At 63.8% G+C, this 21950-nt stretch carries 22 protein-coding genes and 1 pseudogene; 12 read left to right on the top strand and 11 right to left on the bottom strand.

Features of this window, described 5'->3' with window-relative positions; genetic code table 11:
* Nucleotides 1-110 precede the first annotated feature (110 nt).
* Nucleotides 111-224, top strand: coding sequence for a helix-turn-helix domain-containing protein (locus FHR94_RS20090; protein ID WP_183327015.1), 114 nt, complete (start codon nucleotides 111-113; stop codon nucleotides 222-224).
* A gap of 166 nt (nucleotides 225-390) precedes the next feature.
* Here FHR94_RS20090 and FHR94_RS15745 read toward each other — a convergent pair whose 3' ends face one another.
* Nucleotides 391-549, bottom strand: coding sequence for a hypothetical protein (locus FHR94_RS15745; RefSeq protein WP_183327017.1), 159 nt, complete (start codon nucleotides 547-549; stop codon nucleotides 391-393).
* Nucleotides 550-770: 221 nt separating this feature from the next.
* Between FHR94_RS15745 and FHR94_RS15750 the strand changes: the two genes are divergently transcribed.
* On the top strand, nucleotides 771-1319 hold the full coding sequence (locus tag FHR94_RS15750; protein WP_183327019.1) for an NADPH-dependent FMN reductase: 549 nt from the start codon (nucleotides 771-773) through the stop codon (nucleotides 1317-1319).
* Between the two features lie 46 nt (nucleotides 1320-1365).
* Nucleotides 1366-2070 (top strand): fumarylacetoacetate hydrolase family protein, encoded by a 705-nt coding sequence (locus FHR94_RS15755; protein ID WP_183327022.1) that lies wholly within the window; start codon nucleotides 1366-1368, stop codon nucleotides 2068-2070.
* A gap of 58 nt (nucleotides 2071-2128) precedes the next feature.
* On the opposite strand, the gene FHR94_RS15760 is transcribed toward FHR94_RS15755, so the two are convergent.
* The 6 genes from FHR94_RS15760 to FHR94_RS15785 all read right to left on the bottom strand — a co-directional run bounded on the left by FHR94_RS15760 (nucleotide 2129) and on the right by FHR94_RS15785 (nucleotide 8294).
* On the bottom strand, nucleotides 2129-3040 hold the full coding sequence (locus FHR94_RS15760; RefSeq protein ID WP_183327024.1) for a SphA family protein: 912 nt from the start codon (nucleotides 3038-3040) through the stop codon (nucleotides 2129-2131).
* Nucleotides 3041-3126: 86 nt separating this feature from the next.
* On the bottom strand, nucleotides 3127-4593 hold the full coding sequence (locus FHR94_RS15765; protein WP_183327026.1) for an aldehyde dehydrogenase family protein: 1467 nt from the start codon (nucleotides 4591-4593) through the stop codon (nucleotides 3127-3129).
* A 65-nt stretch (nucleotides 4594-4658) separates the two neighbouring features.
* A complete protein-coding gene (locus FHR94_RS15770; protein ID WP_183327029.1) occupies nucleotides 4659-5645 on the bottom strand; it encodes an MBL fold metallo-hydrolase in 987 nt (328 codons plus the stop codon).
* 72 nt (nucleotides 5646-5717) lie between these two features.
* Nucleotides 5718-7268, bottom strand: coding sequence for an FAD-binding oxidoreductase (locus tag FHR94_RS15775; protein ID WP_183327031.1), 1551 nt, complete (start codon nucleotides 7266-7268; stop codon nucleotides 5718-5720).
* Between the two features lie 68 nt (nucleotides 7269-7336).
* Nucleotides 7337-7879, bottom strand: a complete 543-nt coding sequence (locus FHR94_RS15780) for a hypothetical protein (protein ID WP_183327033.1) — start codon at nucleotides 7877-7879, stop codon at nucleotides 7337-7339.
* A 4-nt stretch (nucleotides 7880-7883) separates the two neighbouring features.
* Nucleotides 7884-8294 (bottom strand): c-type cytochrome, encoded by a 411-nt coding sequence (locus tag FHR94_RS15785; protein WP_183327034.1) that lies wholly within the window; start codon nucleotides 8292-8294, stop codon nucleotides 7884-7886.
* 296 nt (nucleotides 8295-8590) lie between these two features.
* Between FHR94_RS15785 and FHR94_RS15790 the strand changes: the two genes are divergently transcribed.
* The 9 genes from FHR94_RS15790 to FHR94_RS15830 all read left to right on the top strand — a co-directional run bounded on the left by FHR94_RS15790 (nucleotide 8591) and on the right by FHR94_RS15830 (nucleotide 18593).
* The gene (locus FHR94_RS15790; RefSeq protein ID WP_221188508.1) at nucleotides 8591-10324 is read left to right on the top strand and encodes a sigma-54-dependent Fis family transcriptional regulator; all 1734 of its coding nucleotides are present in this window, start codon (nucleotides 8591-8593) and stop codon (nucleotides 10322-10324) included.
* Between the two features lie 313 nt (nucleotides 10325-10637).
* Complete coding sequence (locus FHR94_RS19890; RefSeq protein WP_183327036.1) at nucleotides 10638-11069, top strand: thioesterase family protein; 432 nt, start codon at nucleotides 10638-10640, stop codon at nucleotides 11067-11069.
* A 55-nt stretch (nucleotides 11070-11124) separates the two neighbouring features.
* Entirely contained in the window at nucleotides 11125-13008 is a 1884-nt protein-coding gene (locus FHR94_RS15800) for a feruloyl-CoA synthase (RefSeq protein WP_183327038.1), read from the top strand.
* Nucleotides 13009-13023: 15 nt separating this feature from the next.
* On the top strand, nucleotides 13024-13794 hold the full coding sequence (locus FHR94_RS15805) for a crotonase/enoyl-CoA hydratase family protein (protein WP_183327040.1): 771 nt from the start codon (nucleotides 13024-13026) through the stop codon (nucleotides 13792-13794).
* Nucleotides 13795-13814: 20 nt separating this feature from the next.
* Nucleotides 13815-14582, top strand: a complete 768-nt coding sequence (locus tag FHR94_RS15810) for a 3-hydroxyacyl-CoA dehydrogenase (RefSeq protein ID WP_183327042.1) — start codon at nucleotides 13815-13817, stop codon at nucleotides 14580-14582.
* 29 nt (nucleotides 14583-14611) lie between these two features.
* Nucleotides 14612-16399 carry an acyl-CoA dehydrogenase gene (locus tag FHR94_RS15815; protein ID WP_183327044.1) on the top strand — a complete coding sequence of 596 codons (1788 nt, stop codon included), beginning with the start codon at nucleotides 14612-14614 and terminating at the stop codon, nucleotides 16397-16399.
* 27 nt (nucleotides 16400-16426) lie between these two features.
* A complete protein-coding gene (locus FHR94_RS15820; protein WP_183327046.1) occupies nucleotides 16427-17179 on the top strand; it encodes an electron transfer flavoprotein subunit beta/FixA family protein in 753 nt (250 codons plus the stop codon).
* Complete coding sequence (locus FHR94_RS15825) at nucleotides 17176-18126, top strand: electron transfer flavoprotein subunit alpha/FixB family protein (RefSeq protein WP_183327048.1); 951 nt, start codon at nucleotides 17176-17178, stop codon at nucleotides 18124-18126. Before FHR94_RS15820 ends, FHR94_RS15825 begins: the two co-directional genes overlap by 4 nt.
* A 182-nt stretch (nucleotides 18127-18308) precedes the next feature.
* Nucleotides 18309-18593 carry a type II toxin-antitoxin system VapB family antitoxin gene (locus tag FHR94_RS15830; protein ID WP_183327050.1) on the top strand — a complete coding sequence of 95 codons (285 nt, stop codon included), beginning with the start codon at nucleotides 18309-18311 and terminating at the stop codon, nucleotides 18591-18593.
* A gap of 86 nt (nucleotides 18594-18679) precedes the next feature.
* Here FHR94_RS15830 and FHR94_RS15835 read toward each other — a convergent pair whose 3' ends face one another.
* The 4 genes and pseudogenes from FHR94_RS15835 to FHR94_RS15855 form a co-directional block, all read right to left on the bottom strand.
* A complete protein-coding gene (locus FHR94_RS15835; protein WP_183327052.1) occupies nucleotides 18680-19345 on the bottom strand; it encodes a flavin reductase family protein in 666 nt (221 codons plus the stop codon).
* A 249-nt stretch (nucleotides 19346-19594) separates the two neighbouring features.
* Entirely contained in the window at nucleotides 19595-20893 is a 1299-nt protein-coding gene (locus tag FHR94_RS15840) for a TRAP transporter large permease (RefSeq protein WP_183327054.1), read from the bottom strand.
* Between the two features lies 1 nt (nucleotide 20894).
* Nucleotides 20895-21419 carry a TRAP transporter small permease gene (locus FHR94_RS15845; RefSeq protein WP_183327056.1) on the bottom strand — a complete coding sequence of 175 codons (525 nt, stop codon included), beginning with the start codon at nucleotides 21417-21419 and terminating at the stop codon, nucleotides 20895-20897.
* 16 nt (nucleotides 21420-21435) lie between these two features.
* Nucleotides 21436-21900 (bottom strand): annotated as a pseudogene (locus tag FHR94_RS15855) (DUF3237 family protein).
* Nucleotides 21901-21950 lie beyond the last annotated feature (50 nt).

A 21950-nucleotide genomic window follows, 5' to 3' on the forward strand; every position in this document is an offset into this window, starting at 1 on the left:
CTGCCCGAGCATCGACGAATATCGCGACTGAGGGACGCGACTGACCCGACACGGTGCGTCCTGCAACACCCCGGGCCCCGCCACTGGCGGGGCCCGGGTCGTTATGCCCCGTGCAGCGCTGTGTTACTCATCGATTCGGGGTCGCAGCAAGAGATAGCTATCAGGCGGCACGCCTGCTCGGCATCAGCCGACGCCAACTGGAGGACCGGCTCAAGAAACGGTGACAGCGACAGGGAAGAAGGGGGCGTTATAAAGAGAGACGTGGGGCAAGGGGGATGGTCCACACCTCACCCGATAGAGCCGCAAGGCATTCATCGGGGGGTAAGGCCAAGGCGGGCCGCCTGGAGGAGACGCGGCCCGGGAGCCCTGACGCTGGGCGGTATGACCGCCTCACAGATAATCGAAGCGGGACGCCGTACGCGCCTGAAAGCCCTGATACGCGCTTTCGGTCATCAGTTCCAGCACTCGGTAGGCGGCTTTGCCGATGCGCTGGTGCAGGGGAGCCTGAGCGATGGTGGCGGTAGGGTCAGCGACAGTCTGGGTCGTCATGAAAGATAAGCCTGTTGGTTAATGAGTATGCTAACAGCATACCCGATACCTAGACTTTAGTCTAATTCGCTATCCTTGGCCGAACAGCCCCCCTATCCCCTCCACATGGTCGGGATGGATCAGTGGCGGAGCAATCTCCCTATCAAGGTTCAGCTACACTGCTGCGTGAACGCGTGACGCTCAAGGGGTCACATTCTCTTCCAACTGTCGGAGAACACTCGATGAAGGTACTGGCTATCAGCGGTAGCCTGCGTCAGGGCTCGTACAACACCCGGCTGCTCGAGGCGGCATGCGCCGCGATCGGCGACCAGGCGAGCGTCACGACCTTCGATATCGGCAAGGTGCCACATTACAATGGCGACCTCGATGGCGAGACCAAGCCGACCGCCGTGCAGGAACTCCTCGACGCCATCGCCGGCGCCGACGGCCTGATGATCGTCACCCCGGAGTACAACTACAGCGTGCCCGGTGTGCTCAAGAATGCCATCGACTGGGCCTCACGCCCCGCCTTCAAGTCGGTGCTCAAGGGCAAACCCACCCTGATTTTGAGTGCCTCGATGAGTGCCACTGGTGGCGCGCGGTCACAGGTACATCTGCGCGACACCCTGGCGGGCATCCTTACCCCCGTGTTTCAGGCCCCGGATTTTCTGGTGCCCACCGCCCACAAGGCCTTCGACGAGACCGGTACGCTGAAGGACGAGGCCACGCAAGACCTGCTGAAGCAGCGCGTGGCCGCCTATCTCGACTGGGCCCGGTCACTGCATGGCTGATCACCGCCTGCCCCCATGCTCTGTTCGATGATCCAGGAGTCACGCCATGACCGACTACGTCTTCGATCCGCCGCCCCTTCCCAGCGTCGCCATCGAGGGAGATGATAAACGCTTCCCGGTCCGCCGCATCTTCTGCGTGGGCCGCAACTACGAGGCCCATGCCCGGGAAATGGGCCGTGACCCGAGCCGCGAGCTGCCGTTCTTCTTCACCAAGCCCGCCGACGCCATCGTGCCCGACGGCGGCGACGTGCCCTACCCGCCGCAGACCCATGAGCTGCACTACGAGATGGAACTGGTGGTCGCCATCGGCAAGGCCGGCTTCCAGATCCCGGCCGACCAGGCGCAGGCGCACATCATCGGTTATGCCACCGGCAACGACCTGACCCGTCGCGACCTGCAGCTCGAGGCTCGCGAGAAGGGGCGCCCCTGGGACTGGGGCAAGGCCTTCGACGCCTCGGCGGTGATCTCGCCGATCCGCCTGGCCAGCGAGATCGGTCACCCGACCCGCGGGCGTATCTGGCTCGCCGTCAACGACGAGATCAAGCAGGACCAGGATATCGCCGACCTGATCTGGGACGTGGAGGAGATCATTTCGATCCTTTCCCACTCCATGCGCATTCAGCCGGGCGATCTGATCTATACCGGCACCCCGGCCGGCGTGGGCCCCCTGCAGATTGGCGACCGGGTCACCGGGGGTGTCGAGGGGGTGGGCGAACAGGCCTTTACCATCGTGGCACCCGAAAACGCCTAAGCCGGCGATGCCCGGCTCGGTCTTACAGAACGCCCCGGCCAATGACCGGGCCCAGGCATCACAGGAACTTGGTGAACTGCAGGCGCAGGGCGTCTCCCTCGCTCTCGGCCCCCTTCAGTGCGCCGCCTTCGGCATCATATTCGTGGTAGTAGGCCCCCTTGAGCATGACCCCGACCGAAGGCCAGAGGTAGCCCACCTCGGCGCCGATGGCGTGGCGTTCGGCCTTGTCGGTGGTCGGCGCGCCGTCGTCGGCCTCGAGCTGCCAGGCGTCATACCCAACCAGGCCGAGCTCGAGACCGTTGCTCAAGCGCTGGCCGATGCCCCACTCCAGTAGCCAGCTGTCCCCCGGGGTGATGCCGGTGTCGTCCTGCTCGGTCTTGATCTCGTAGCGCGACAGCGCCGAGACGTTCCAGGTCTTCTCGGCACCGAAGTGCCACATCCCCCCCAGGGTCAGCATGATGGTGCCATACCCTTTGCCGACCGAGGCCGGGTTGGCGGCATCGAAGTCACCCGTATCGAACCAGTGGCCGGCGGCAAAGGTCGCATCCCATTGCGGGCCATGCCAGCCCAGGATCACCGGGCCGACGAAGATATCGCCAAACCCCTCATCATCGAAGCCTTGCCGGCCGACTGGGGTCTCCAGGTCGAGCTCGGTATCGAACATCGGGATGATGGTCTCCATCCCATAATCGGCCCCCAGAAACGTCTTGTCGGTGATCCAGATCAGGCGATGGCCCAGCGCGTTGACGGTACCGGTATTGTCACCGGGTAGAGCCTCACCCGAAGCATCGTTGAAGTTGTCGATATCGTAGTGGAGCAGGTAACCCCGATAGTAGAGCCCGGCCGGCGGCGCGGCGGCGGCACTCAGCCCTTCGATGCCCGGGGGATAGTGGCCGTTGGCGGCCAGAGCAGGCGCGGCAACGGCGCTGGCGCCGAGGGCAGCCAGCGAGGCAAGCGTCTGATATTTCATTGATTGTTATCTCTCACAGGTCCCTGCCAGGTGCCTTCGGCACCTGACAAGGGAATACACAGGGTCGGAACGGATCGCCGCCAGGCTTAGAACGGATAGCCGCGGGGGGAGTGCTGCACGCTGATCCACTGGTCGGTGGTGAACTCCTCGATGGCCCAGTCGCCGTTGAAGCGGCCCAGCCCCGAGTTCTTCTCGCCGCCGAAGGCCACATGAGCCTCGTCGTTGACCGGCATGTCGTTGACGTGCGTCATGCCGGCCTTGATGCCTTGGGCGAAGCGCGCGCCCCGTGCCAGGTCGGCGGTGAACACCGCACTCGAGAGCCCGTACTCGCTGGCGTTGGCCAGCTCCAAGGCATGGGCCTCGTCGCGGGCCTTCTGGATCCCCACCAGCGGGCCGAAGATCTCCTCACGGCTGATCTCCATCGCCGGCGTCACATCGCCGAACACATGCGGCGAGATCACCTGGCCCTCGATGGGACCGTCGAGCAGCACGGTGGCGCCCTCCTCCCTGGCGGTGGCGATCTTCGCCTCCAGACCCTCGCGCTGCTTGGCGTTGATGATCGGTCCGACCACCGTGGCCATGTCGTCCGGGTCGCCGACCGTAAGCCCCTTGACCTTGGCCACGAAGCGCTCGACGAACTCGTCGTAGCGGCGCTCATCGACGATGATGCGGTTGATGGCCATGCAGATCTGGCCCTGATGCAGGAACTTGCCCATCGTCGCGGCATTGACGGCCTGGTCGAGGTCAGCATCGTCGAGCACCACGAAGGGGCTGTTGCCGCCCAGTTCCAGGGCCACCTTCTTGATATGCTCGCCGCCGCTGCAGATCCCACCGATGCGCCGCCCCACCGGGGTCGAACCGGTGAAGGAAATCATCCGTGGCACCCGGTGCTCGACGAAGGCGTCACCGATCTCGCTGCCGGCGCCCACCACCACGCTGAGCACGCCCTTAGGCAGGCCGGCCTCCTCGAAGATCCTCGCCAGCAACAGGCCGCCGGTGACCGGGGTATCGCTGGCCGGCTTGACCACCACGGCGTTGCCCAGCGCCAGCGCCGGGGCGATGGAGCGCTGGGAGAGGTGCAGCGGGAAGTTCCAGGGGCTGATCACCCCCACCACGCCCAGCGGCTTGCGGTAGATGCGGTTCTCCTTGCCCGGCACGTCGGAGGCCAGGGTCATGCCGTGCACCCGACCCGGCATGCTGGCAGCCTCCTGGGTGATGCCGCGCGCCGCGCCCCACTCCACGTTGGCCTTGAGCCGGGTGCTGCCGGCCTCGCGGATCAGCCAGTCGATGATCTCCTCCTTGCGGGCATCGAAGATCTCGACCACACGCTGCAGCAGCGCCGCACGCTCCCCCGGCGGGGTGGCGGCCCACTCACGCTGAGCCTTCTCTGCCGCCAGATAGGCCGCATCGAGGTCCTCGCGATTGGCCAAGGGAATCGTCACCAGTTCGTCCTGGTTATAGGGGTTGGTGACCGTCAGGCGACGGTCGCTTCCGCCCTCACGCCACTCGCCGGCGATGGGCTGCAGATGGAAGTCGGTATAGCGTTCTGTCATCTCTTAATTCCTCCCGCTGACCATGATCCAAGCCGTCATGGCCTAGCTGTATCGTGCTGGACACTTCATTCGTAGATATCGAGATCGCTTGCCAGTACGAAGTTGCCGTCGTAGTAGCCGGCCATTTCGTCACGAAGTTGCTCGTCGGTCTGTCCAAAGAACAGCGGATGGGTCATCACCAGCAGCTCGGGGTCGATCGCCTCGCCGATCTGGGCCAGCTGCCGGGTGCTGGTATGGGCGTGATACATGTAGTCCTGCCAGTCCTGGGGCAGCTGATCGACGCCGGTCTCGCTCATCACCTCGTGGATCAGGATGTCGGCGCCTTCGAAATGCGCGTAGAGCGCCTCGTCGTGGCGGGTATCGCCGCTGATCACCACGGTCTTCTCCGGCGTTTCCACCCGGTAGCCGAATGCCATGCCCTCCGGCCAGCTGCCATGAGGCACCTTGAAGGCGGTGACGGTCACCTTGTTGTCCTGGTGCACCACCTGGGTATCGCCGATCTCGGTGACATCGACCTTGAACCCCTCCGGGTTGGCCGGTTGAGTACCGTGCAGACGGTGGTCGATATCATCCACGTAGGCTTCCAGGATGTTGGTGGTCATCGCCTCGATGCCCTTGGGGCCAACGACCTTCATCGGCTCGCTGCGCCCCATGATCCAGGGCCGTAGCATCAGCTCCGGCATCCCCATCACGTGGTCCGAGTCGAGATGGGTGACGAACACCTTGTTCATCTCGCCGTAGACGGACTCATTGCTGAAGTAGATATCCTCAGGCATGAAGTCCTTGCCGGAAAGCGCATCGAAATTCCTGACGAAACCCGGCCCGGCATCGAACAGGTACATCTCCTTGTCGACCACCACCAGGATGGCCTGACCGGCGCGTTCATGCTTGAGCACCGGCGTACCGGTACCCAGCATCACCACGGTGGTATTGCTGGTCGTCTGCGCGCTGCTGGCAGCCTCTTCCGGCTCCGCGGCCAGCACGACCTGACTGCCCAGCAGACCGATCAAGGACAGGGCCGCCAGGGGCTTGAGCGTGAAGCGAATGGACATAACTAAATCACCTTGTTGTTGTGGCGCTTGGAGCAAGGAACAGGCGGCACCGAAGGCGCCGCCTATAAAGGCCTAGAGGCGAATGCCGGACTTGCCCGGCGAGAGGATGCCGTTGGGGTCCAGGGCCTTCTTCAGGGTCCGGTGCACCTCGCGCAGCGGCTCACCGAAGGTGCCGGCGACCTGCTCCATGAACTCGGTGTTGGTGCGGTAGAGGCCGTAGCCGCGCTTGGCGAACTCGTCGATCAGCTCGGCAAAGCAGTCGTGGGCGCGCTGGGTCTCCTCCGGGTCCTGGCGGTTGTAGAGCAGATCGATAACATGGTGCATGTCGCGCCAGCCGACGATGTACTCGGCCACGTAGTCGAAGCCGTACTTGCCGAGGATCCGCTGGGCCAATGCGGTCTGGTCCTTGGTTTCGCTGCCCTTGGCCTGGGAGACCGGGGCGAACCACATGGAGCCGCCGCCCCCGCGCCAGTTGTAGAGGCCGAACTCCTGCAGGTTCATGTCGCCCTTCATCAGCGCCGAGCGATAGGAGAAGCCGCCGCCGCGCTTCTCGGCCTCCTCGCCGTACATGATCTTGGCCTTGCCGCTGGCCCCGAAGGCCTGCTCGACGATCTTCCAGTTGACCTCGATTTGCTCCGGGGTGCCGTAGAGCGCCGCATAGACGTTCCACTCGCCGATGCCTTCGTCGGCCTTGATGCGCTCGATGGCCTCGCGCGGAATGGAGTCGGTGCCCTCGTAGTACGTCTTGCGCGTCACATGGGTGCCCGCGTCCCACAGGGTATGCACGATCACCACGGCATTGGGGATGATCTGTGAGATACGCAGCGGGCGCAGCACATCGACGATCTCTTCGATATCTTCCGGGTCCTGGTACTGGATCAGGAAGGGCCAATAGGCCGGCGGTTCGGGCATCAGCCACAGCCCCATCTTGGTCACGATGCCGTAGTTGGACTGGGTAAAGAGACCATCGATGTAGGGGCCATAGCCCCACTTGAAGACCTGCCAGGAGCTGGAGTTCTCGATACCGCCCATGCCGGTGCGCACCACCTCGCCGTTGGCCAGCACCACCTCCATGCCGCACTGGAACATGAAGTGCTCGCCATAGGGGGTATAGCCCACGCCGCGATCCAGGGTGTTGCCCACCGGGCCGGCGATCGCCGAGGGCGCCGGCGGGTCGAGCCACAGCTTGAGGTCATTCTCCTTGATATAGTCGTAGAGCTGCTGATAGGTCACCCCGGGCTCGAGCAGCGCCGTGCACACCTCCGGGTCCACGTCGAGGATGCGGTTCATGCGATGCATGTCGAGCATCACCTGGCCGGTCTCGCCGGGCGCGGCACTGCCATAGCCCAGGTTCTTGCCGGTGGAGATGGTCCAGATCGGAATCTTGTACTGGTTGCAGGTGCGCACGATCTCCTGCACCTGCTCGGTGGCGGTCGGCAGCAGGGCCGCGGACGGGATGTAGTCGTCGTCATCACCGGCCATCATGATCTTGGTATAGGGCGCCAGCTGGTCGCTGTCGGTCAGGACGCTGTCGGCGCCGAGGATCTCGCGGAAGCGGGCCAGGGCCGCATCGAAGTCGGCGGCGGCCACGCCCTTGGGCAGAATGCGCTCGCTTGTGCTCATGAAGTCGTCTCTCGATTGTTTTGGTCGGGGCGATTATTGGATCAGTGCAGAAGGTTACGGTCAGAGGCTCACAGCCGAATAAGGAAGCTCAGCTCGCTGGCCGTCCCCGTGGCGTCCGCTGGACGGCGGAACTGTCGGGCATGGCGACCGGCGCGGCCGGTCAGTGCCAGCCGGCCATACTCCCGGCCCAGCGCGGCCTGCCAGCTGCTGCCCTCCGCCACCAGCGGCCCGGCGAGGGGGCCACGGTGGCTCACCAACTGATCGGCATCCGCCGCATGGCGGCCCAGTGCCAGGATCCGGCCGCGTCCGGCCAGCAAACTGGTCAGCAGCACCAGGCCCGCCTCGTCGGTGAAGCCGGTTGCTAGGGTGCCACTGGGCAGCGCATTCAAAGACAGCGGATCCAGGCGCCCTTCGTAGCGCGGAGTCAGGCCCTTCTGGCGCAATCCCAGCCCCAGCTCGGTGGCCGAGCGATCGGCGCCGTAGAGGCTGATCTCGCCCTGTGCCGGGGCATCGGCCACCCCGGCCTGGCTGGTCCAGGCCGCGCCCATGGCGAGGGGAGCGGCGCCCACCAGCAAGCCGTTCTTGAGCAGCTGTCGACGTGTCAGCTTCATGGCGTCACTCCTCCCCAACCGAGGCGTCAGCGACCGGCGCATCGTCCAGTTCGCCGCTGACCAGTGCCTGGATCAGGCCATCGAGCTCGGCCTCGCTGATCTTGGCTTCGCGGAAGGCCGGCATGGCGGCCCGGCCGTTGCGCACCGTCATGCGGATGTAATTGCCGCGCGCCTCCCAGGCCGCCTCGGGGAAGGCGATGGTGATCTCGGGTCCGACGCCATACTGCGGGGCATGGCAGTGCGCGCACACCTGGCGGTAGACTTCCGCCGGCTCGCGGACCTCGCGCGCGGCGTCTTCGGCCTGGGTCTGCTCTTCGGCCTGGACCTGCGGCGCTGCCACGGCAGCGCCGACAACGAGCGCCATAACACCCGCCAGGGGGAAGCGTCGGCGCGATACGCGTGTTGTCGTCTTCATGAATGTTCACTCCAGCTATCGTCAGGCGCATCGAGATGGCCCGACAGGCGCCGCTTGCGGCTTATACTTTGGTATAAATCAGTGGGTTACCAACTGGTTGTGCCCTGTTAGATGGTCAATAAGCATGCCCGCTTTAAAAAAGCGCATACTCATCAGCTGGTTGGAGCATCATCCATGAAACGAGACGGGCTCCTCGGCGTGACCGGATGATCCAATTCATCAACGAAATCATCACCCGCCTCATCAAATAGCGTAGCCACCACGCCTGCCCATGCGGATGGTATCCTGAGCGCTTCTTGACACCGGACGACCGCTTCCTCATGCCCTTCGAGCCCCCTGACTATCCCAGCGCCCGCGACCTGATGGATGCCCTGCGTTTCCTGCCGGAACAGGGACAGGTGTGGCTGGGGGAACAGCGGATGCTGCTGATGCCGCTTCAGGCCTCGACCTTCTTTCGCAACGAACTGATTGCCACCCTGGGCATGGAGCGAGCGCGGGGCCTGTTCATGCGCCTGGGCTACTATTCGGGGTTGCAGGATGCCGAGCTGGGCGAGGCACTCAGGGGCAAGCGGGACAACCTCGAGGAGAGCTACCTGGCGGGCCCCCAGCTCCATGCGCTACAGGGGCATGTCCAGGCCGTGCCGGTGAGGCTGGAGATGGACCTGGCAAACGACCACTTCTACAGCGAGTTCATCTGGAAGGGTTCCTTCGAAGTGGATATCTGGCGTGACAAGGGCCGGCAGCAGGTACCGGTCTGTTGGACCCTGCTGGGCTATGCCTGCGCCTACGCCAGTCACCTGCTCGGCCGGGAGGTCCAATTTAGGGAGGTGGAGTGCCGGGGCTGTGGCGATGCTGAGTGTCGCATCGTCGGCAAGCTGGCCGGGGAGTGGCCCGACCACGAGGCCTTCGCCGAGCTGTTCCGCGAGGCCCCCCTGATCGACGAGCTCTACGAACTCCAGGCGCGCATCGCCACCCTAGAGGGGGACCTGGCACGCACCTTCGGCCAGGAGGACTGGGCGCCCATCGGCGACTCGCCGGCCTTTCTCGATATGCTGGCCATGCTCGACAGTGCCGCCCCCTCGGACGTGCCGGTGCTGCTGCTGGGCGAAACGGGCACCGGCAAGGAGATCCTGGCCCGCCGCCTGCATGACCAGAGCCGGCGCGCCCAGGGGCCCTTCATCGCCGTCAACTGCGCCGCCATCCCGCCCGAGCTGATCGAGTCGGAGCTGTTCGGGGTGGAAAAGGGGGCCTACACGGGGGCGGTACAGTCGCGGATGGGGCGCTTCGAGCGCGCCGATGGCGGCACCCTGTTTCTGGATGAACTGGCCGAGCTCTCGCCGCGCGCCCAGGCCGCCCTACTGCGTGTGCTCCAGGAGCACGAGATCGAGCGGGTGGGCGGGCAGGTCATTCAGGACGTGGATGTGCGCATCGTGGCGGCAACCCACGCCGACCTGGTTGAGCGGGTGGAAGCCAGCCATTTCCGCAAGGATCTCTTCTATCGCCTCAACGCCTTCACCCTCTCCGTGCCGCCGCTGCGCGACCGCCCCGAGGACATCGGCCCGCTCGCCGAACACTTCCTGGCCCGCTGCGAGCATCACTACCAGCGCCGCACCCTGGGCTTCTCCGACCAGGCCCGCTCGACCCTGGCCCAGTACCACTGGCCGGGCAATATCCGCGAACTGAAGAACACTGTGGAGCGTGGCGTGATCCTGACCGCCGACCACAAGCGCATCACCGAGCGCGCCCTGTTCGGCGGCTACCGGGTGCCGACCCTGAAAAGGGAGAAGGGTCAGGGCCTCGATGCCTCGGGCATGCTCACGGCCTCACCGGCCGAGGTCAGCGAGGCCGGCACTCCCCGGCAACGCCTCCAGCCGGTACTGGACGCCGGCATGACACTCGAGGAGGTCGAGCGGGGACTGATCGAGGCGGCCCACGCCGACAACGACGGCAACATCACCGCCGCGGCCCACCAGCTGGGCATGACCCGGGCGGCCTATGCCTACCGACTCAAGAAGCTGGGGCTGAAATAGGCCCCCGCCTGCAGCCGGCCGAAGATATGCACTATAGTGCTTCATCTGGATGACCGACGCTCCCTCGCTTCTCCCGCCCTTCCTATGCGTCCCCCGGTATATCGGCGCTAGTTTGGGGCTAAAAACCTAGACCAAAGGTGTAGCTCTCGCGGCTTGTGCCCTTCGAGATATGTATTATAGTGCATTTCATTACAACATATCCGATGCCGAACTCAGCACTAAAGTGCACTCTTCGGCTGGACAAACAACTCACAAGACGTACGCAGCGATTCCCCTTATCGCCGCCCGTGTGCCAAAGGCGGAGGCCAGACCGGTGAAGACCCCGTTCTACTATCGACGCCCCATTCGCTGGGGAGACACCGATGCCGCCGGCATCGTGTTCACGGCCCACTATTTCGACATCTGCATGGAAACCATCGAAGGCTGGTTCCTCGACGTCCTGGAGCTCGACTGGTTTGCCATGACCCACGACCACGGTATCGGCTCCCCCTTCGTGCATGCCGAGGTGGATTTCCATGCCCCGCTGACCCCTCGCGACACGCTGCTGGTGCGTGTAGACGTCGAGCGCCAGGGCAACAGCTCGCTGAGCCTGGCGCTGACCGGCACCCGAGAGGTCGACGGCCAATGCACCTTCACGGGCCGCTTTACCTGCTGTTTCAACGACCTGGCATCCTTCATCAAGATCCCGATTCCAGATGAACTGCGCCACCGGATCGACGACTACCAGCGGCGCTGCGCCGAGTAAGACCCTGCCCCCAGACGACCATGACGCCAACAACAAGGCCATCCCAGGAGTCGCCATGAACGCTTCAAATGCCCCCACCGAAAAGCCAATGTTTACCGAGCCGCGTGTCCTCATGGACAAGCGGGACGATGGCAGCATCCTGCTGCAGTCCGCCATTCCGCTGGATGAACACTATGCCCGCTGCGTCGGCGAATGGCTCGAGCACTGGGCCCGCGAGGCCCCCGAGCGCACCTGGCTCGCCCAGCGAGGTGCCGACGATCAGTGGCAGCGCCTTACCTACGGCGAGGCCCGCCAGCGGGTGATCGCCATCGCCAGCTGGCTGCTCACTCAGGACCTCTCGGCCGAACGCCCGGTGGTGATCCTCTCGGACAACAGCATCGAGCATGCCCTGCTGATGGTCGCCGCGATGCACATCGGCGTGCCCTCCTGCTCCATCTCGCCGGGCAACTCGCTGATGTCGAAGGACTATGCCAAGCTCAAGGGCAATATCGAGCTGCTGCGCCCGGGCGTGATCTATGCCGACCCCATTGAGAAGTTCCGCCCGGCGCTGGAGGCCGTCGCCGACCTGCACGACGCTACCTTGGTGGCCGGCGGCCAGAGCAGAGAGCCCATGGCAGGCAGCGTAGCGTTCGCCGATATCGAGGCCGAACGCGACGAAGCGGCGGTGATGATCGCCTTCGACGCGATCACCCCGGAGACCATCGCCAAGTTTTTGTTCACCTCCGGTTCCGTGGGCATGCCCAAAGCGGTCCCCAACACCCAGCGCATGCTGTGCTCCAACCAGAAGGCCAAGGAGTTGATCTGGCCGATGCTCGCCGAGGAGCCACCGGTGCTGCTCGACTGGCTGCCCTGGAGCCACACCTTCGGCGGTAACCACAACTTCAACCTGATCCTGCGCTGGGGGGGCACCCTCTACCTGGATGACGGCAAGCCGACGCCGGCGCTGATCGAGAAGACTGCACGCAACCTCATGGAGGTTTCGCCGACGCTCTATTTCAGCGTGCCACGGGCCTACGACATGCTGGTGCCACTACTGCGCGAGGATGACACCCTGCGTGAGGGATTCTTCAGCCGCCTCAAGCTGGTGTTCTACGCCGCCGCGGCCCTGCCCCACCACCTGTGGACGGCCCTGGAGGAGATGGCCCGCGAGACCACCGGTCAGGAGATCATGGTCGTCTCTTCCTGGGGCGCCACCGAGACGGCCCCGATCTGCACCGACTGCCATTTCAATGCCACCCGCTCCGGGGTGATCGGCGTGCCGATCCCGGGCACCTCGCTCAAGCTGATGCCCAACGCCGACAAGTTGGAGGTCCGCATCAAGGGCCCCAACGTCTTCAACGGCTACTGGAAGCAGCCCGAGCTGTCGGCCAAGGCCTTCGATGACGAGGGCTACTACATGATCGGTGATGCTGTGGAGTTCGTGGATCCCGAGCGCCCCGAGCTGGGGCTGCTGTTCGACGGTCGCGTCGGCGAGGACTTCAAGCTGCTCACCGGCACCTGGGTCCATGTGGGGGCCCTGCGCATGGCCGGCCTCGAGGCCATCGCGCCGGTCGGCCAGGACATCGTGGTGACCGGCCACGACCGCGACGAGATCGGCTTCTTGATCTTCCCCCACTCCGAGGAGTGCCGTCGCCTCTGCCCGGATCTGCCGGCTGACACCCCGCTGGAGACCCTGATGGAGCGCCCGGAAATCATCGAGCGCGCGCGCCAGGGCCTCGCGGCCCTCAAGGCCAAGGGCGGTGGCAGCTCCACCTACCCTACACGCGCCCTGCTGATGAGCGAGCCCCCCTCCGCGGAGGCCGGCGAGATCACCGACAAGGGCTATATCAATCAGCGCATGGTGCTGAATCGCCGCGCCGATCTGGTCGAGGCGCTCTACGCCTCCACTTCAGCCGACGCGCCGGACGCGCGCGTCATCACCCTGCCCACCGGTCAATGACATCTCGAGGACACCATGAGCGAAACACTGGTCAAGACGTCGCTGGATGACAGCATCTACACCATCACCCTGGCCCGGCCGGCCAAGCGCAACGCCGTCAGCGACCGCCTGCTGGCGGCCCTGGAGGAGGCCCTGGTGGCCACCCCGGAAGGTACTCGGGTGATCATCCTCGCCGCCGAGGGCAAGCACTTCTGTGCCGGGCTGGACCTCTCAGAGCATCAGCACCGCGAGCCCTTCGGCGTGATGCAGCACTCGCGCGGCTGGCACCGCATCTTCGATCGCCTGCAGAACGGTGGCATCCCGGTGGTCGCGGCGCTGCAGGGCGCGGTGATCGGCGGTGGCGTGGAGCTGGCCAGCGCCACCCATGTGCGCGTCGCCGAGCCGAACACGATCTATCAGTTGCCCGAGGGCCGTCACGGCATCTTCGTCGGCGGCGGCGCCTCGGTGCGGGTGTCACGCATCATCGGCCCCGGCCGCATGTGCGAGATGATGCTCACCGGGCGGATTATCGAGGCCGACGAGGGCCAGCGCCTGGGGCTGTCGCACTACCTGGTCGGCGAGGGCGAGAGCCTTGACAAGGCCCGTCAGCTCGCCAAGCGCATCGCCGAGAACGCCCCCATGGCCAACTGGGCGATGGTCTCGGCCATCTCGCGTATCGATGACATGGCCAGCGAGGACGGACTGTTTGTCGAGTCGCTGACCGCCGCCCTGACCCAGACCAGCCCCGAGGTCGCCGCGCGCATCGGCGAGTTTCTCGAACGTAAAGGCCAGGGGCCCAGGACCTAACCTTCAGGAGGAGAGAGTTCATGAAATTCCAGGACAATACTTTCATCGTCACCGGCGGCGCCTCCGGCCTGGGCGAAGCCACGGCGCGCGAACTGCACGGCGCCGGTGCCCGGGTGGTGATCGCCGACCTCAATGCCGAGCGCGGCGAGGCCCTGGCCGCCGAATTGGGGGAGCGCGCCGCCTTCCAGCGCACCGACGTCACCGACGAGGCCGACGCCCAGGCCGCGGTGGACCTGGCCGTGTCCCGCTTCGGCGGCCTGCAGGGGCTGGTCAACTGCGCCGGCATCGGCGATCCCGCCAAGGTGCTTAGCAAGCAGGGGGCCCAGCCGCTTTCGACCTTCTCGCGGGCGGTGCAGATCAACCTGATCGGCACCTTCAACATGATCCGCCTGGCCAGCGCCGCCATGGCCGAGGGCGAGCCCCAGGCCGACGGCGAGCGCGGCGTGATCGTCAACACCGCCTCGGTGGCCGCCTTCGATGGCCAGATCGGCCAGGCTGGCTATGCCGCGTCCAAGGGCGGCATCGTCGCCATGACGCTGCCCATCGCCCGCGAACTGGCCCGCCATGGCATCCGCGTGATGACCATCGCCCCGGGGCTGTTCCAGACGCCGCTGATGGAGACGCTGCCCGACGAGGTCCAGCAGTCGCTGGCCGCGTCGATCCCCTTCCCCAATCGCCTGGGGCGGCCCGACGAATTCGCGCGCCTGGCCTGCCAGATCGTCGACAACGTGATGATGAACGGCGAGACGATTCGCCTGGATGGCGCCATTCGCATGGCCCCGCGCTAAGCCGCCCACTCTCCGTTTGAGGATGCCCCATGATCGATTACCAGGCGCCGTTGCGCGATATGCAGTTCATTCTCGGCGAGCTCGCCGGCCTTCCCGACGTGACCGCGCTGCCCGACTGCGAAGAGGCCTCCCCTGACCTGGTGGCGGCTATCCTCGAGGAGGCCAGCAAGTTTGCCACCGGGGTGCTGGCCCCGACCAATCGCCAGGGCGACCTGGAGGGCTGTCGCCTGGAGGGCGAGCGGGTCATCGTCCCCGATTCCTGGCAGTCCGCCTACGACCAGTTCCGCGAGGCGGGCTGGCTGGGGCTGTCGCTGCCGCCGGAATTCGGCGGCCAGGGCCTGCCCAAGCTGGTCTCCACCCCGGTCTGGGAGATGTGGTTCTCCAGCAACATGGCCTTCACCATGCTGCCGCAGCTCAACGTCGGCCAGGCCGAGGCGCTGCTGATCGCCGCCAGCGATGAGCAAAAGGCCACCTGGCTTTCAAAGATCGTCAGCGGTGAATGGGCGGCCACCATGAACCTTACCGAGCCCCAGGCCGGCTCGGACCTGGCTGCCACGCGCATGCGCGCCGAGCCCACCGGCGACGGCGACTACCGCCTCTTTGGGCAGAAGATCTACATCTCCTACGGCGAGCACGAGCTCACCCCCAACATCGTGCACCTGGTGTTGGCCCGGCTGCCCGACGCCCCCGAGGGGGTCAAGGGCCTGTCGCTGTTCCTAGTGCCCAAGTACCGCCTCGACGCGGACGGCAATCCCGGCGAGAAGAACGACGTGCGCTGCATCTCCATCGAGCACAAGATGGGCATCCACGGCAGCCCTACCTGCACGCTCAGCTTCGGTGACACCGAGGGCGCCGTCGGCTACCTGGTCGGCGAGCCACACCAGGGCCTCAAGACCATGTTCATCATGATGAACGAGGCGCGCTTCGGGGTCGGCGTGCAGGGCCTGGCGCTGGGCGAGCGCGCCTACCAGTCAGCGCTCGACTATGCCCGGGAGCGCGTCCAGGGCCGCAACATCGTCAGCGGCGAGGCAGGCCAGCCGATCCTTTACCACCCCGACGTCAAACGCATGCTGGTGGGCATGCGGGCACGGCTGCTGGCCATGCGCACCTTCCTCTACACCGCCGCCGGCTGGTTCGATATCGCCCACCACCACCCGGACGCCGCGGTGGCCGACAGGCACCGCCGCTACGTCGACCTGCTGATGCCGGTGGCCAAGGGCTGGTGCACCGAGGTTGGCAACGAGCTGTGCGATGAGGCGATCCAGGTGTTCGGCGGCATGGGCTTCGTCGAGGAGACCGGTGTCGCCCAGCTGTTCCGCGACGCCCGTATCATCACCATCTACGAAGGCACCACCGGCATCCAGGCCAACGACCTGCTGGGCCGCAAGATCCTGCGCGAGAAGGGCGCGACGCTGCGCGAACTGCTGGACGACATGCGCGCCTGTGCCCAGGCGGCCCGTGAGGACGCGCGCCTGACGGAGCTGGCCGAGGGCCTGGAGGAACTGCTCGAGGGGCTCGCGGCGACCACCGACTGGCTGCTCGCCCAGGGCAAGGAGCAGACCGCCACCCTCTACGGCGGCGCGGTCCCCCTGCTCTATCAGCTGGGCACGGTCGTCGGCGGCTGGCAGCTGGTTCGCGCCGCCCAGGCCGCGCAGCGTCAGCGTGACGCCGGCGAAGGCGACACCGACTACCTGGATAGCGTCATCGCCCTCGCCCGCTTCTACATGGCCACCTATGCCCCCGAGGCGGCGTCCCACGCCCGGGTCGTGCGCGACGGCGGCCAGGTATTGGCCCACTTCCCCGAGGCCGGGCTCTAAGCCCCCTTCCCCACACAGGAGACGCCTATGAAAGTCCTCGTCGCGGTCAAGCGCGTCATCGACTACAACGTCAAGATCCGGGTCAAGTCGGACCATTCCGACGTCGACCTCACCAACGTCAAGATGGCCCTGAACCCCTTCTGCGAGATCGCCGTGGAAGAGGCGGTGCGCCTGAAAGAGAAGGGTGTGGCCAGCGAGGTCGTCGCCGTCACCGTGGGGCCCAAGGCCGCCCAGGAGCAGCTGTGCACCGCCTTGGCATTGGGTGCCGACCGGGCCATCCATGTCCAGACCGATGAACGGGTCGAGTCGCTTGGGGCCGCCAAGGCCCTGGCCAAGGTGGTCGAGGGCGAGCAACCCGACCTGGTGATACTGGGCAAGCAGGCCATCGACAGCGACAACAACCAGACCGGCCAGATGCTGGCCGCCCTGACCGGCCGCCCCCAAGGCACCTTCGCCTCCGAGGTCGTGGTCGAGGACGGCAAGCTGCGAGTCACCCGCGAGATCGATGGCGGCCTGCAGACCGTGGAGCTCGTTCTGCCGGCCATCGTCACCACCGACCTGCGCCTGAACGAGCCGCGCTACGCCAAGCTCCCCGACATCATGAAGGCCAAGAAGAAGCCGCTGGACGTCAAGACCGCGGAGGAACTGGGCGTCGAGGTGGGAAGCCGGCTTACGCTGGTCAAGGTCGAGCCGCCGGCCGAGCGCCAGGGCGGCGTCAAGGTGGGCTCGGTGGATGAGCTGATCGACAAGCTGAAGAACGAAGCGAAGGTGATCTCATGAGCATCCTGGTCCTGGCCGAACATCACGATGGGAAATTGGGCTCGGCCACAGCGCACGCCGTTGCGGCGGCCCAGGCGATTGCCCAGGACGGCGGCGGCGATATCGACGTGCTGGTGGCCGGCGAGAACGTCGGCACCATCGCCGAGGCCGCGGCCACGCTCGACGGCGTGGCCAAGGTGCGCGTCGCCGACGCCGCCGTCTATGCCCACCAGCTGGCCGAGCCCCTGGGCGAGCTGCTGGCCGAATTGGCCGGCGACTACAGCCATGTGCTGGCCGCGGCTTCCACCACCGGCAAGAATGTGCTGCCCCGCCTGGCCGCGCTCAGAAACGTGGCGCAGCTTTCCGAGATCATCAGTGTGGAGAGTGCCGACACCTTCAAGCGCCCGATCTATGCCGGTAACGCCATCGCCACCGTGCAGAGTGACGACGCGCTGAAGGTGATCACCGTGCGTGCCACCGCCTTCGATGCCGTCGCCGGCTCTCTACAAGATCAGGGCAGTGCCAGCATCGAGGCCGTGGACAGAGTGGTCGACAACGCCCTGTCGTCCTTTATCGGCGAGGAACTGGCCCAGTCCGACCGCCCCGAGCTCTCCGCGGCCAAGGTGGTCGTCTCCGGCGGCCGCGGCATGGGCAGCGGCGAGAACTTCACGCTGCTCGAGGGCATCGCCGACAAGCTTGGCGCGGCGATCGGCGCCTCGCGCGCCGCGGTGGACGCGGGCTTCGTGCCCAACGACATGCAGGTCGGCCAGACCGGCAAGATCGTCGCCCCGGAGCTTTATATCGCCGTGGGCATCTCCGGGGCCATCCAGCACCTGGCGGGCATGAAGGATGCCAAGGTGATCGTCGCCATCAACAAGGACGAGGAGGCGCCGATCTTCCAGGTCGTCGATTACGGGTTAGTGGGTGACCTGTTCGAGATCCTGCCCGAGCTCGAGCAGAAACTCTAACCCCATTATTGCGTTTCGATCGTTCCTTCCGAATTGTCGACGGACCACGGCGCAGGCCGTCGCCGTCGACTTTTTTGCGAATGATGGATGGGCAGCATAGGGCGCGTCTGTCATCACAGGCGCCTCGCAGAGGTGACACTACTGATGCACACTGACATCAAGTCAGATGTGGAGTCTTCGTCATGCGCACCACCATCACCATTGATGACGCCCTGTACGAACAGGCGTTGAGCCTCGCCGAGCCTGGAATGGACAAGCCTGCCGATATCGTTCGGGAGGCCATCAAGACCTATGTGCGGGTGCAGGCGGGCCGGCGCCTGGCGAACTTGGGCGGTTCGGTATCGGAAATGCAGGATATCCCCCCGACGTCGCGGGCAGCCTGCGGAGTCATGAGCGTACTCGTCGATGCATCGGTATGGGTGGCTTACTTCAGGCACCGACACGATGCCTTGACCGAAAGCGATTAGGCTATGCGCCACCCGATCTTTCATATAACGCCAAGCAAAGGGTGTTCAGTGGCACATTCATAGCCACCGAACACCCCCTAGCCAGGTCAGCGCTTGTTCTTAGCAGCTGCTCCCTCAAGTCCAGCCAAAAGACGGCCCGAGTTCGGGATGACCATCTCAAACTTTGACTCTACTGAGGTATATTCATAGTACCCCATGCGTGCAATAGGCCGCAATTTAAGCACGTCGACCTTACCATCATTGGTAAGCGCCCCATCAGCGATATGTACGCCGACCACCTTGCCAAATATTACATCGACAGTTCCCATCGGGCCATTTCCAGGCAGCCTAACTGTTTGTATATACTCACACTCAAACTGAATAGGGGATGTAGAGACCCGAGACGCCGCGACATTAACACAATCCGCCTTTTCCAAGCCGGCATGCTCGAACTCATCGACGCCATAGGGCAACTCTTCAGCACTCAGGTTCACATGTTCACGCAAGTCCCAAGTGGCCATATTCCAGACGAAGACACCCGTCTGTTCAGCGTTGACAACACTGTCCTTTCTGCGACCGTCGGTCGTCTGGTTCGAAGAAAACATCACCATCGCCGGATCGAAGCTTACGTTGGTAAACTGACTATAAGGGGCGAGGTTATCGATTCCGTCCTTGCTTCTTGTAGAAATCCACCCTATCGGCCGTGGCACCACACATGACTTGAACGGGTCGTAAGCAAGACCATGAGGCGTAACACCAGGTTGGTAGAACATGATAATCACCTATAAAAATTGTGCTTTACTTCGCTGAAGTATCGCCAAAGTTTTTACCCTGCAGCCAAACTGCATCACATGCGAATGTAATGTTCAAGAAATCTCTGCTTCTGACTTTTATAAGGGTCACGATCAGCGCAGAGAAACCAATAAACATCGATTCGCTCCGGACATACAGACCACCATGGGCGTTCGGAGTATAACCATTGAATTACAACACCTCGTCAAAGGGCAGGTTCAATAGAACAACTACATCTTTCCCGGTAGGAATAACACCAAGGTGGGAAAGAGTACCAGCAGCGCTAGGCGCACTGTGTCAGCGGCTACAAATGGCATCACCCCCTTGAACATCCGGCCCAGCGGTACGTCGGGTGCCACCGAGCGAATCACGAAGACGTTAATGCCGATGGGAGGGGTGATCATACCCAGCTCCACAGCCACTACCACAATGATCCCGAACCAGATAGGATCAAAGCCCAGGCTAGTGATCACTGGATAGAGGATCGGCACCATCAGGATGATCATGGCCATGGGGTCAAGCACACAGCCGAGCACCAAGAATAGACATAGGATGATTAACAAGACGCCAAATCTGCCAACCGGTAGGGACGTCAGCCATTCGGTGAGCAACTGGGGTGTCTGAGTCACAGTCAAGAAGTAGCTGAACAGCATCGCCCCGATCAGGATAGTGAAGATGGCCACTGAAGTGCGCAAAGCGTCGATCAGACAAGAGACCGTCATTCTCACTGTTAGGCGACCGCGCAGCACCCCGATAAGAAAGGTACAAAAGGCTCCTAAGGCAGCCGCTTCGACCGGCGTGACTACCCCAAGGTAGATGCCGCCCACAATGGCGATGAACAGCAATAGAACCGCCCAGATACCTCTCAGCGATACGAGCTTATCGCGCCAGCTATAACGCGCTCCTTCGGGCATGGACTCAGGCCGCAGTATGCCCAATACTTGAATGGTCACGAACGAAAGCAAGATCGCGAGTAGTCCGGGTATCACCCCAGCCACGAATAGCTTGCCGATGTCCTGATCGGTGAGAAAACCGTAGAGCACCAATACCACGGAGGGAGGAATCAAGATCCCCAAAGTACCCCCGGAGGCGATCAGACCGGTGGAAAGGCTATCGGCATAGCCACTACGCCGCATTTCAGGCAAGGCGACACGCGTCATGGTCGCGGCAGTTGCAACCGAAGAGCCACAGATCGCGGCAAAGCCTCCACAAGCTGCCATGGTTGACATGGCGGCCCCTCCACGAAAGCCGCCGAGCCAGGCCTGCCCTGCGCGAAAAAGCTCCCGACTCATTCCGGTTGCCGATGCGAAAACCCCCATTAGGATGAACATCGGAATCAAGCTCAAATTGTAGTTGGTCACGGTGTGCAGCGGCGAGGTGGCTAACATACCCAATGCCACATCGAAGCTAGTCAACGCGGCAAAACCGAGCACACCGACGATTCCCATTGCAATACCAACCGGCACGCGCATGGCAATCATGCCGAAGAGTCCAACGAACCCCAGCAGGGTGATCAAATTGTTGTCCATCTCAACGCTCCCCAGGCTCGCTTTCCATAATCGAGACAGATGGCAGCCCCTCGGGCCCAACCATCAGCAGCACTAGCCGGACCACAGCCAGCACACTGGCCGATACCATGCCCAGCCAGGCAGCGCCGTAGAAGGGCCACAGCGGCAGTTGCAGGTCGGAGGTCGTCTGGCCGGCGTGCAGGATAGTTTCCACGCGTCCAAAAAGCACCCAGGCAAGCACCACCACGAAGACAGTCACTAGGAAGTGGGCAAGAATGTCCATTCCCCGGCGCAGCCAAGCGGGGCAGAGATGCCAGACCAGGTCCACTGCAATATGGTCGTCGCGCCAAGTGGTAGAGCCCAACCCCCAGAGGATGGCGATCCCGAGCAGCAGGCTGGCAATAGCATGGGCATCGGGAATCGAGGAAGCGAACAGATAGCGTGACAGCGCGGCAACGAAGATCAACAGAGTGATCACCGACAGGCTGAGACTAGCGATGCGCTCGATCAGTGACGCAATCACGGTAATGACAGACTGTATTGGCATGAAAAAATCCTTGTGGTTAGCCGACACGGTAGACCTGGGTGTAGACCCGATCAGGCTCACGGATACCACGGCCGATGAAGAGGTCTCGGGTCAGCCAAGCAAGAGCCGAATCGGCGGTCTGGAAGCGAAGTTAATTGCGGAAATAGTACTGATCGGTGGCCACCGTCTCGCCGCGGACCAGTCGCTCCATGGTAGGCGGTAACGCATTCCTTACACCACCGCTCTCCACTTCGACCAAACTGCCCGAGCGGGTGGAGAAGGTGTAGCTGGCCATGATATCGGCGCAGCCATCGGTACGGATCATTTGCCAATCTTCACCACCAACCAGCACCTCACTGGAAAGCATCGGCCATTCAAAAGCCCCGCCATCAATTGGAGAATTTCGGTGCTTACCAGTGGCTAACTCACTTATTTCGAGAGGGAATTCGACTCGTGCATTTAGAGTCATAACATGCTCCACCGTAGGAGGCGCGAGTTTCACTCGCCGGTCTCCTATGAGAGGTATTGAGAATCAGCCCCTTTCTCTTACAG

The sequence above is a fragment of the Halomonas cerina genome (genome assembly GCF_014192215.1).
Taxonomy (GTDB): domain Bacteria; phylum Pseudomonadota; class Gammaproteobacteria; order Pseudomonadales; family Halomonadaceae; genus Halomonas; species Halomonas cerina.

What these genes read in the sequence shown, in the direction of transcription:
- FHR94_RS15845 (WP_183327056.1), bottom strand. Translation starts at nt 21,419, where the DNA reads ATGCCAATACAGTCTGTCATTACCGTGATTGCGTCACTGATCGAGCGC.
- FHR94_RS15765 (WP_183327026.1), bottom strand. Translation starts at nt 4,593, where the DNA reads ATGACAGAACGCTATACCGACTTCCATCTGCAGCCCATCGCCGGCGAG.
- FHR94_RS15750 (WP_183327019.1), top strand. Translation starts at nt 771, where the DNA reads ATGAAGGTACTGGCTATCAGCGGTAGCCTGCGTCAGGGCTCGTACAAC.
- FHR94_RS15840 (WP_183327054.1), bottom strand. Translation starts at nt 20,893, where the DNA reads ATGGACAACAATTTGATCACCCTGCTGGGGTTCGTTGGACTCTTCGGC.
- FHR94_RS15755 (WP_183327022.1), top strand. Translation starts at nt 1,366, where the DNA reads ATGACCGACTACGTCTTCGATCCGCCGCCCCTTCCCAGCGTCGCCATC.
- FHR94_RS15745 (WP_183327017.1), bottom strand. Translation starts at nt 549, where the DNA reads ATGACGACCCAGACTGTCGCTGACCCTACCGCCACCATCGCTCAGGCT.
- FHR94_RS15780 (WP_183327033.1), bottom strand. Translation starts at nt 7,879, where the DNA reads ATGAAGCTGACACGTCGACAGCTGCTCAAGAACGGCTTGCTGGTGGGC.
- FHR94_RS15815 (WP_183327044.1), top strand. Translation starts at nt 14,612, where the DNA reads ATGATCGATTACCAGGCGCCGTTGCGCGATATGCAGTTCATTCTCGGC.
- FHR94_RS15760 (WP_183327024.1), bottom strand. Translation starts at nt 3,040, where the DNA reads ATGAAATATCAGACGCTTGCCTCGCTGGCTGCCCTCGGCGCCAGCGCC.
- FHR94_RS15835 (WP_183327052.1), bottom strand. Translation starts at nt 19,345, where the DNA reads ATGTTCTACCAACCTGGTGTTACGCCTCATGGTCTTGCTTACGACCCG.
- FHR94_RS15820 (WP_183327046.1), top strand. Translation starts at nt 16,427, where the DNA reads ATGAAAGTCCTCGTCGCGGTCAAGCGCGTCATCGACTACAACGTCAAG.
- FHR94_RS15785 (WP_183327034.1), bottom strand. Translation starts at nt 8,294, where the DNA reads ATGAAGACGACAACACGCGTATCGCGCCGACGCTTCCCCCTGGCGGGT.
- FHR94_RS15775 (WP_183327031.1), bottom strand. Translation starts at nt 7,268, where the DNA reads ATGAGCACAAGCGAGCGCATTCTGCCCAAGGGCGTGGCCGCCGCCGAC.
- FHR94_RS15830 (WP_183327050.1), top strand. Translation starts at nt 18,309, where the DNA reads ATGCGCACCACCATCACCATTGATGACGCCCTGTACGAACAGGCGTTG.
- FHR94_RS15825 (WP_183327048.1), top strand. Translation starts at nt 17,176, where the DNA reads ATGAGCATCCTGGTCCTGGCCGAACATCACGATGGGAAATTGGGCTCG.
- FHR94_RS15810 (WP_183327042.1), top strand. Translation starts at nt 13,815, where the DNA reads ATGAAATTCCAGGACAATACTTTCATCGTCACCGGCGGCGCCTCCGGC.
- FHR94_RS15805 (WP_183327040.1), top strand. Translation starts at nt 13,024, where the DNA reads ATGAGCGAAACACTGGTCAAGACGTCGCTGGATGACAGCATCTACACC.
- FHR94_RS15800 (WP_183327038.1), top strand. Translation starts at nt 11,125, where the DNA reads ATGAACGCTTCAAATGCCCCCACCGAAAAGCCAATGTTTACCGAGCCG.
- FHR94_RS15770 (WP_183327029.1), bottom strand. Translation starts at nt 5,645, where the DNA reads ATGTCCATTCGCTTCACGCTCAAGCCCCTGGCGGCCCTGTCCTTGATC.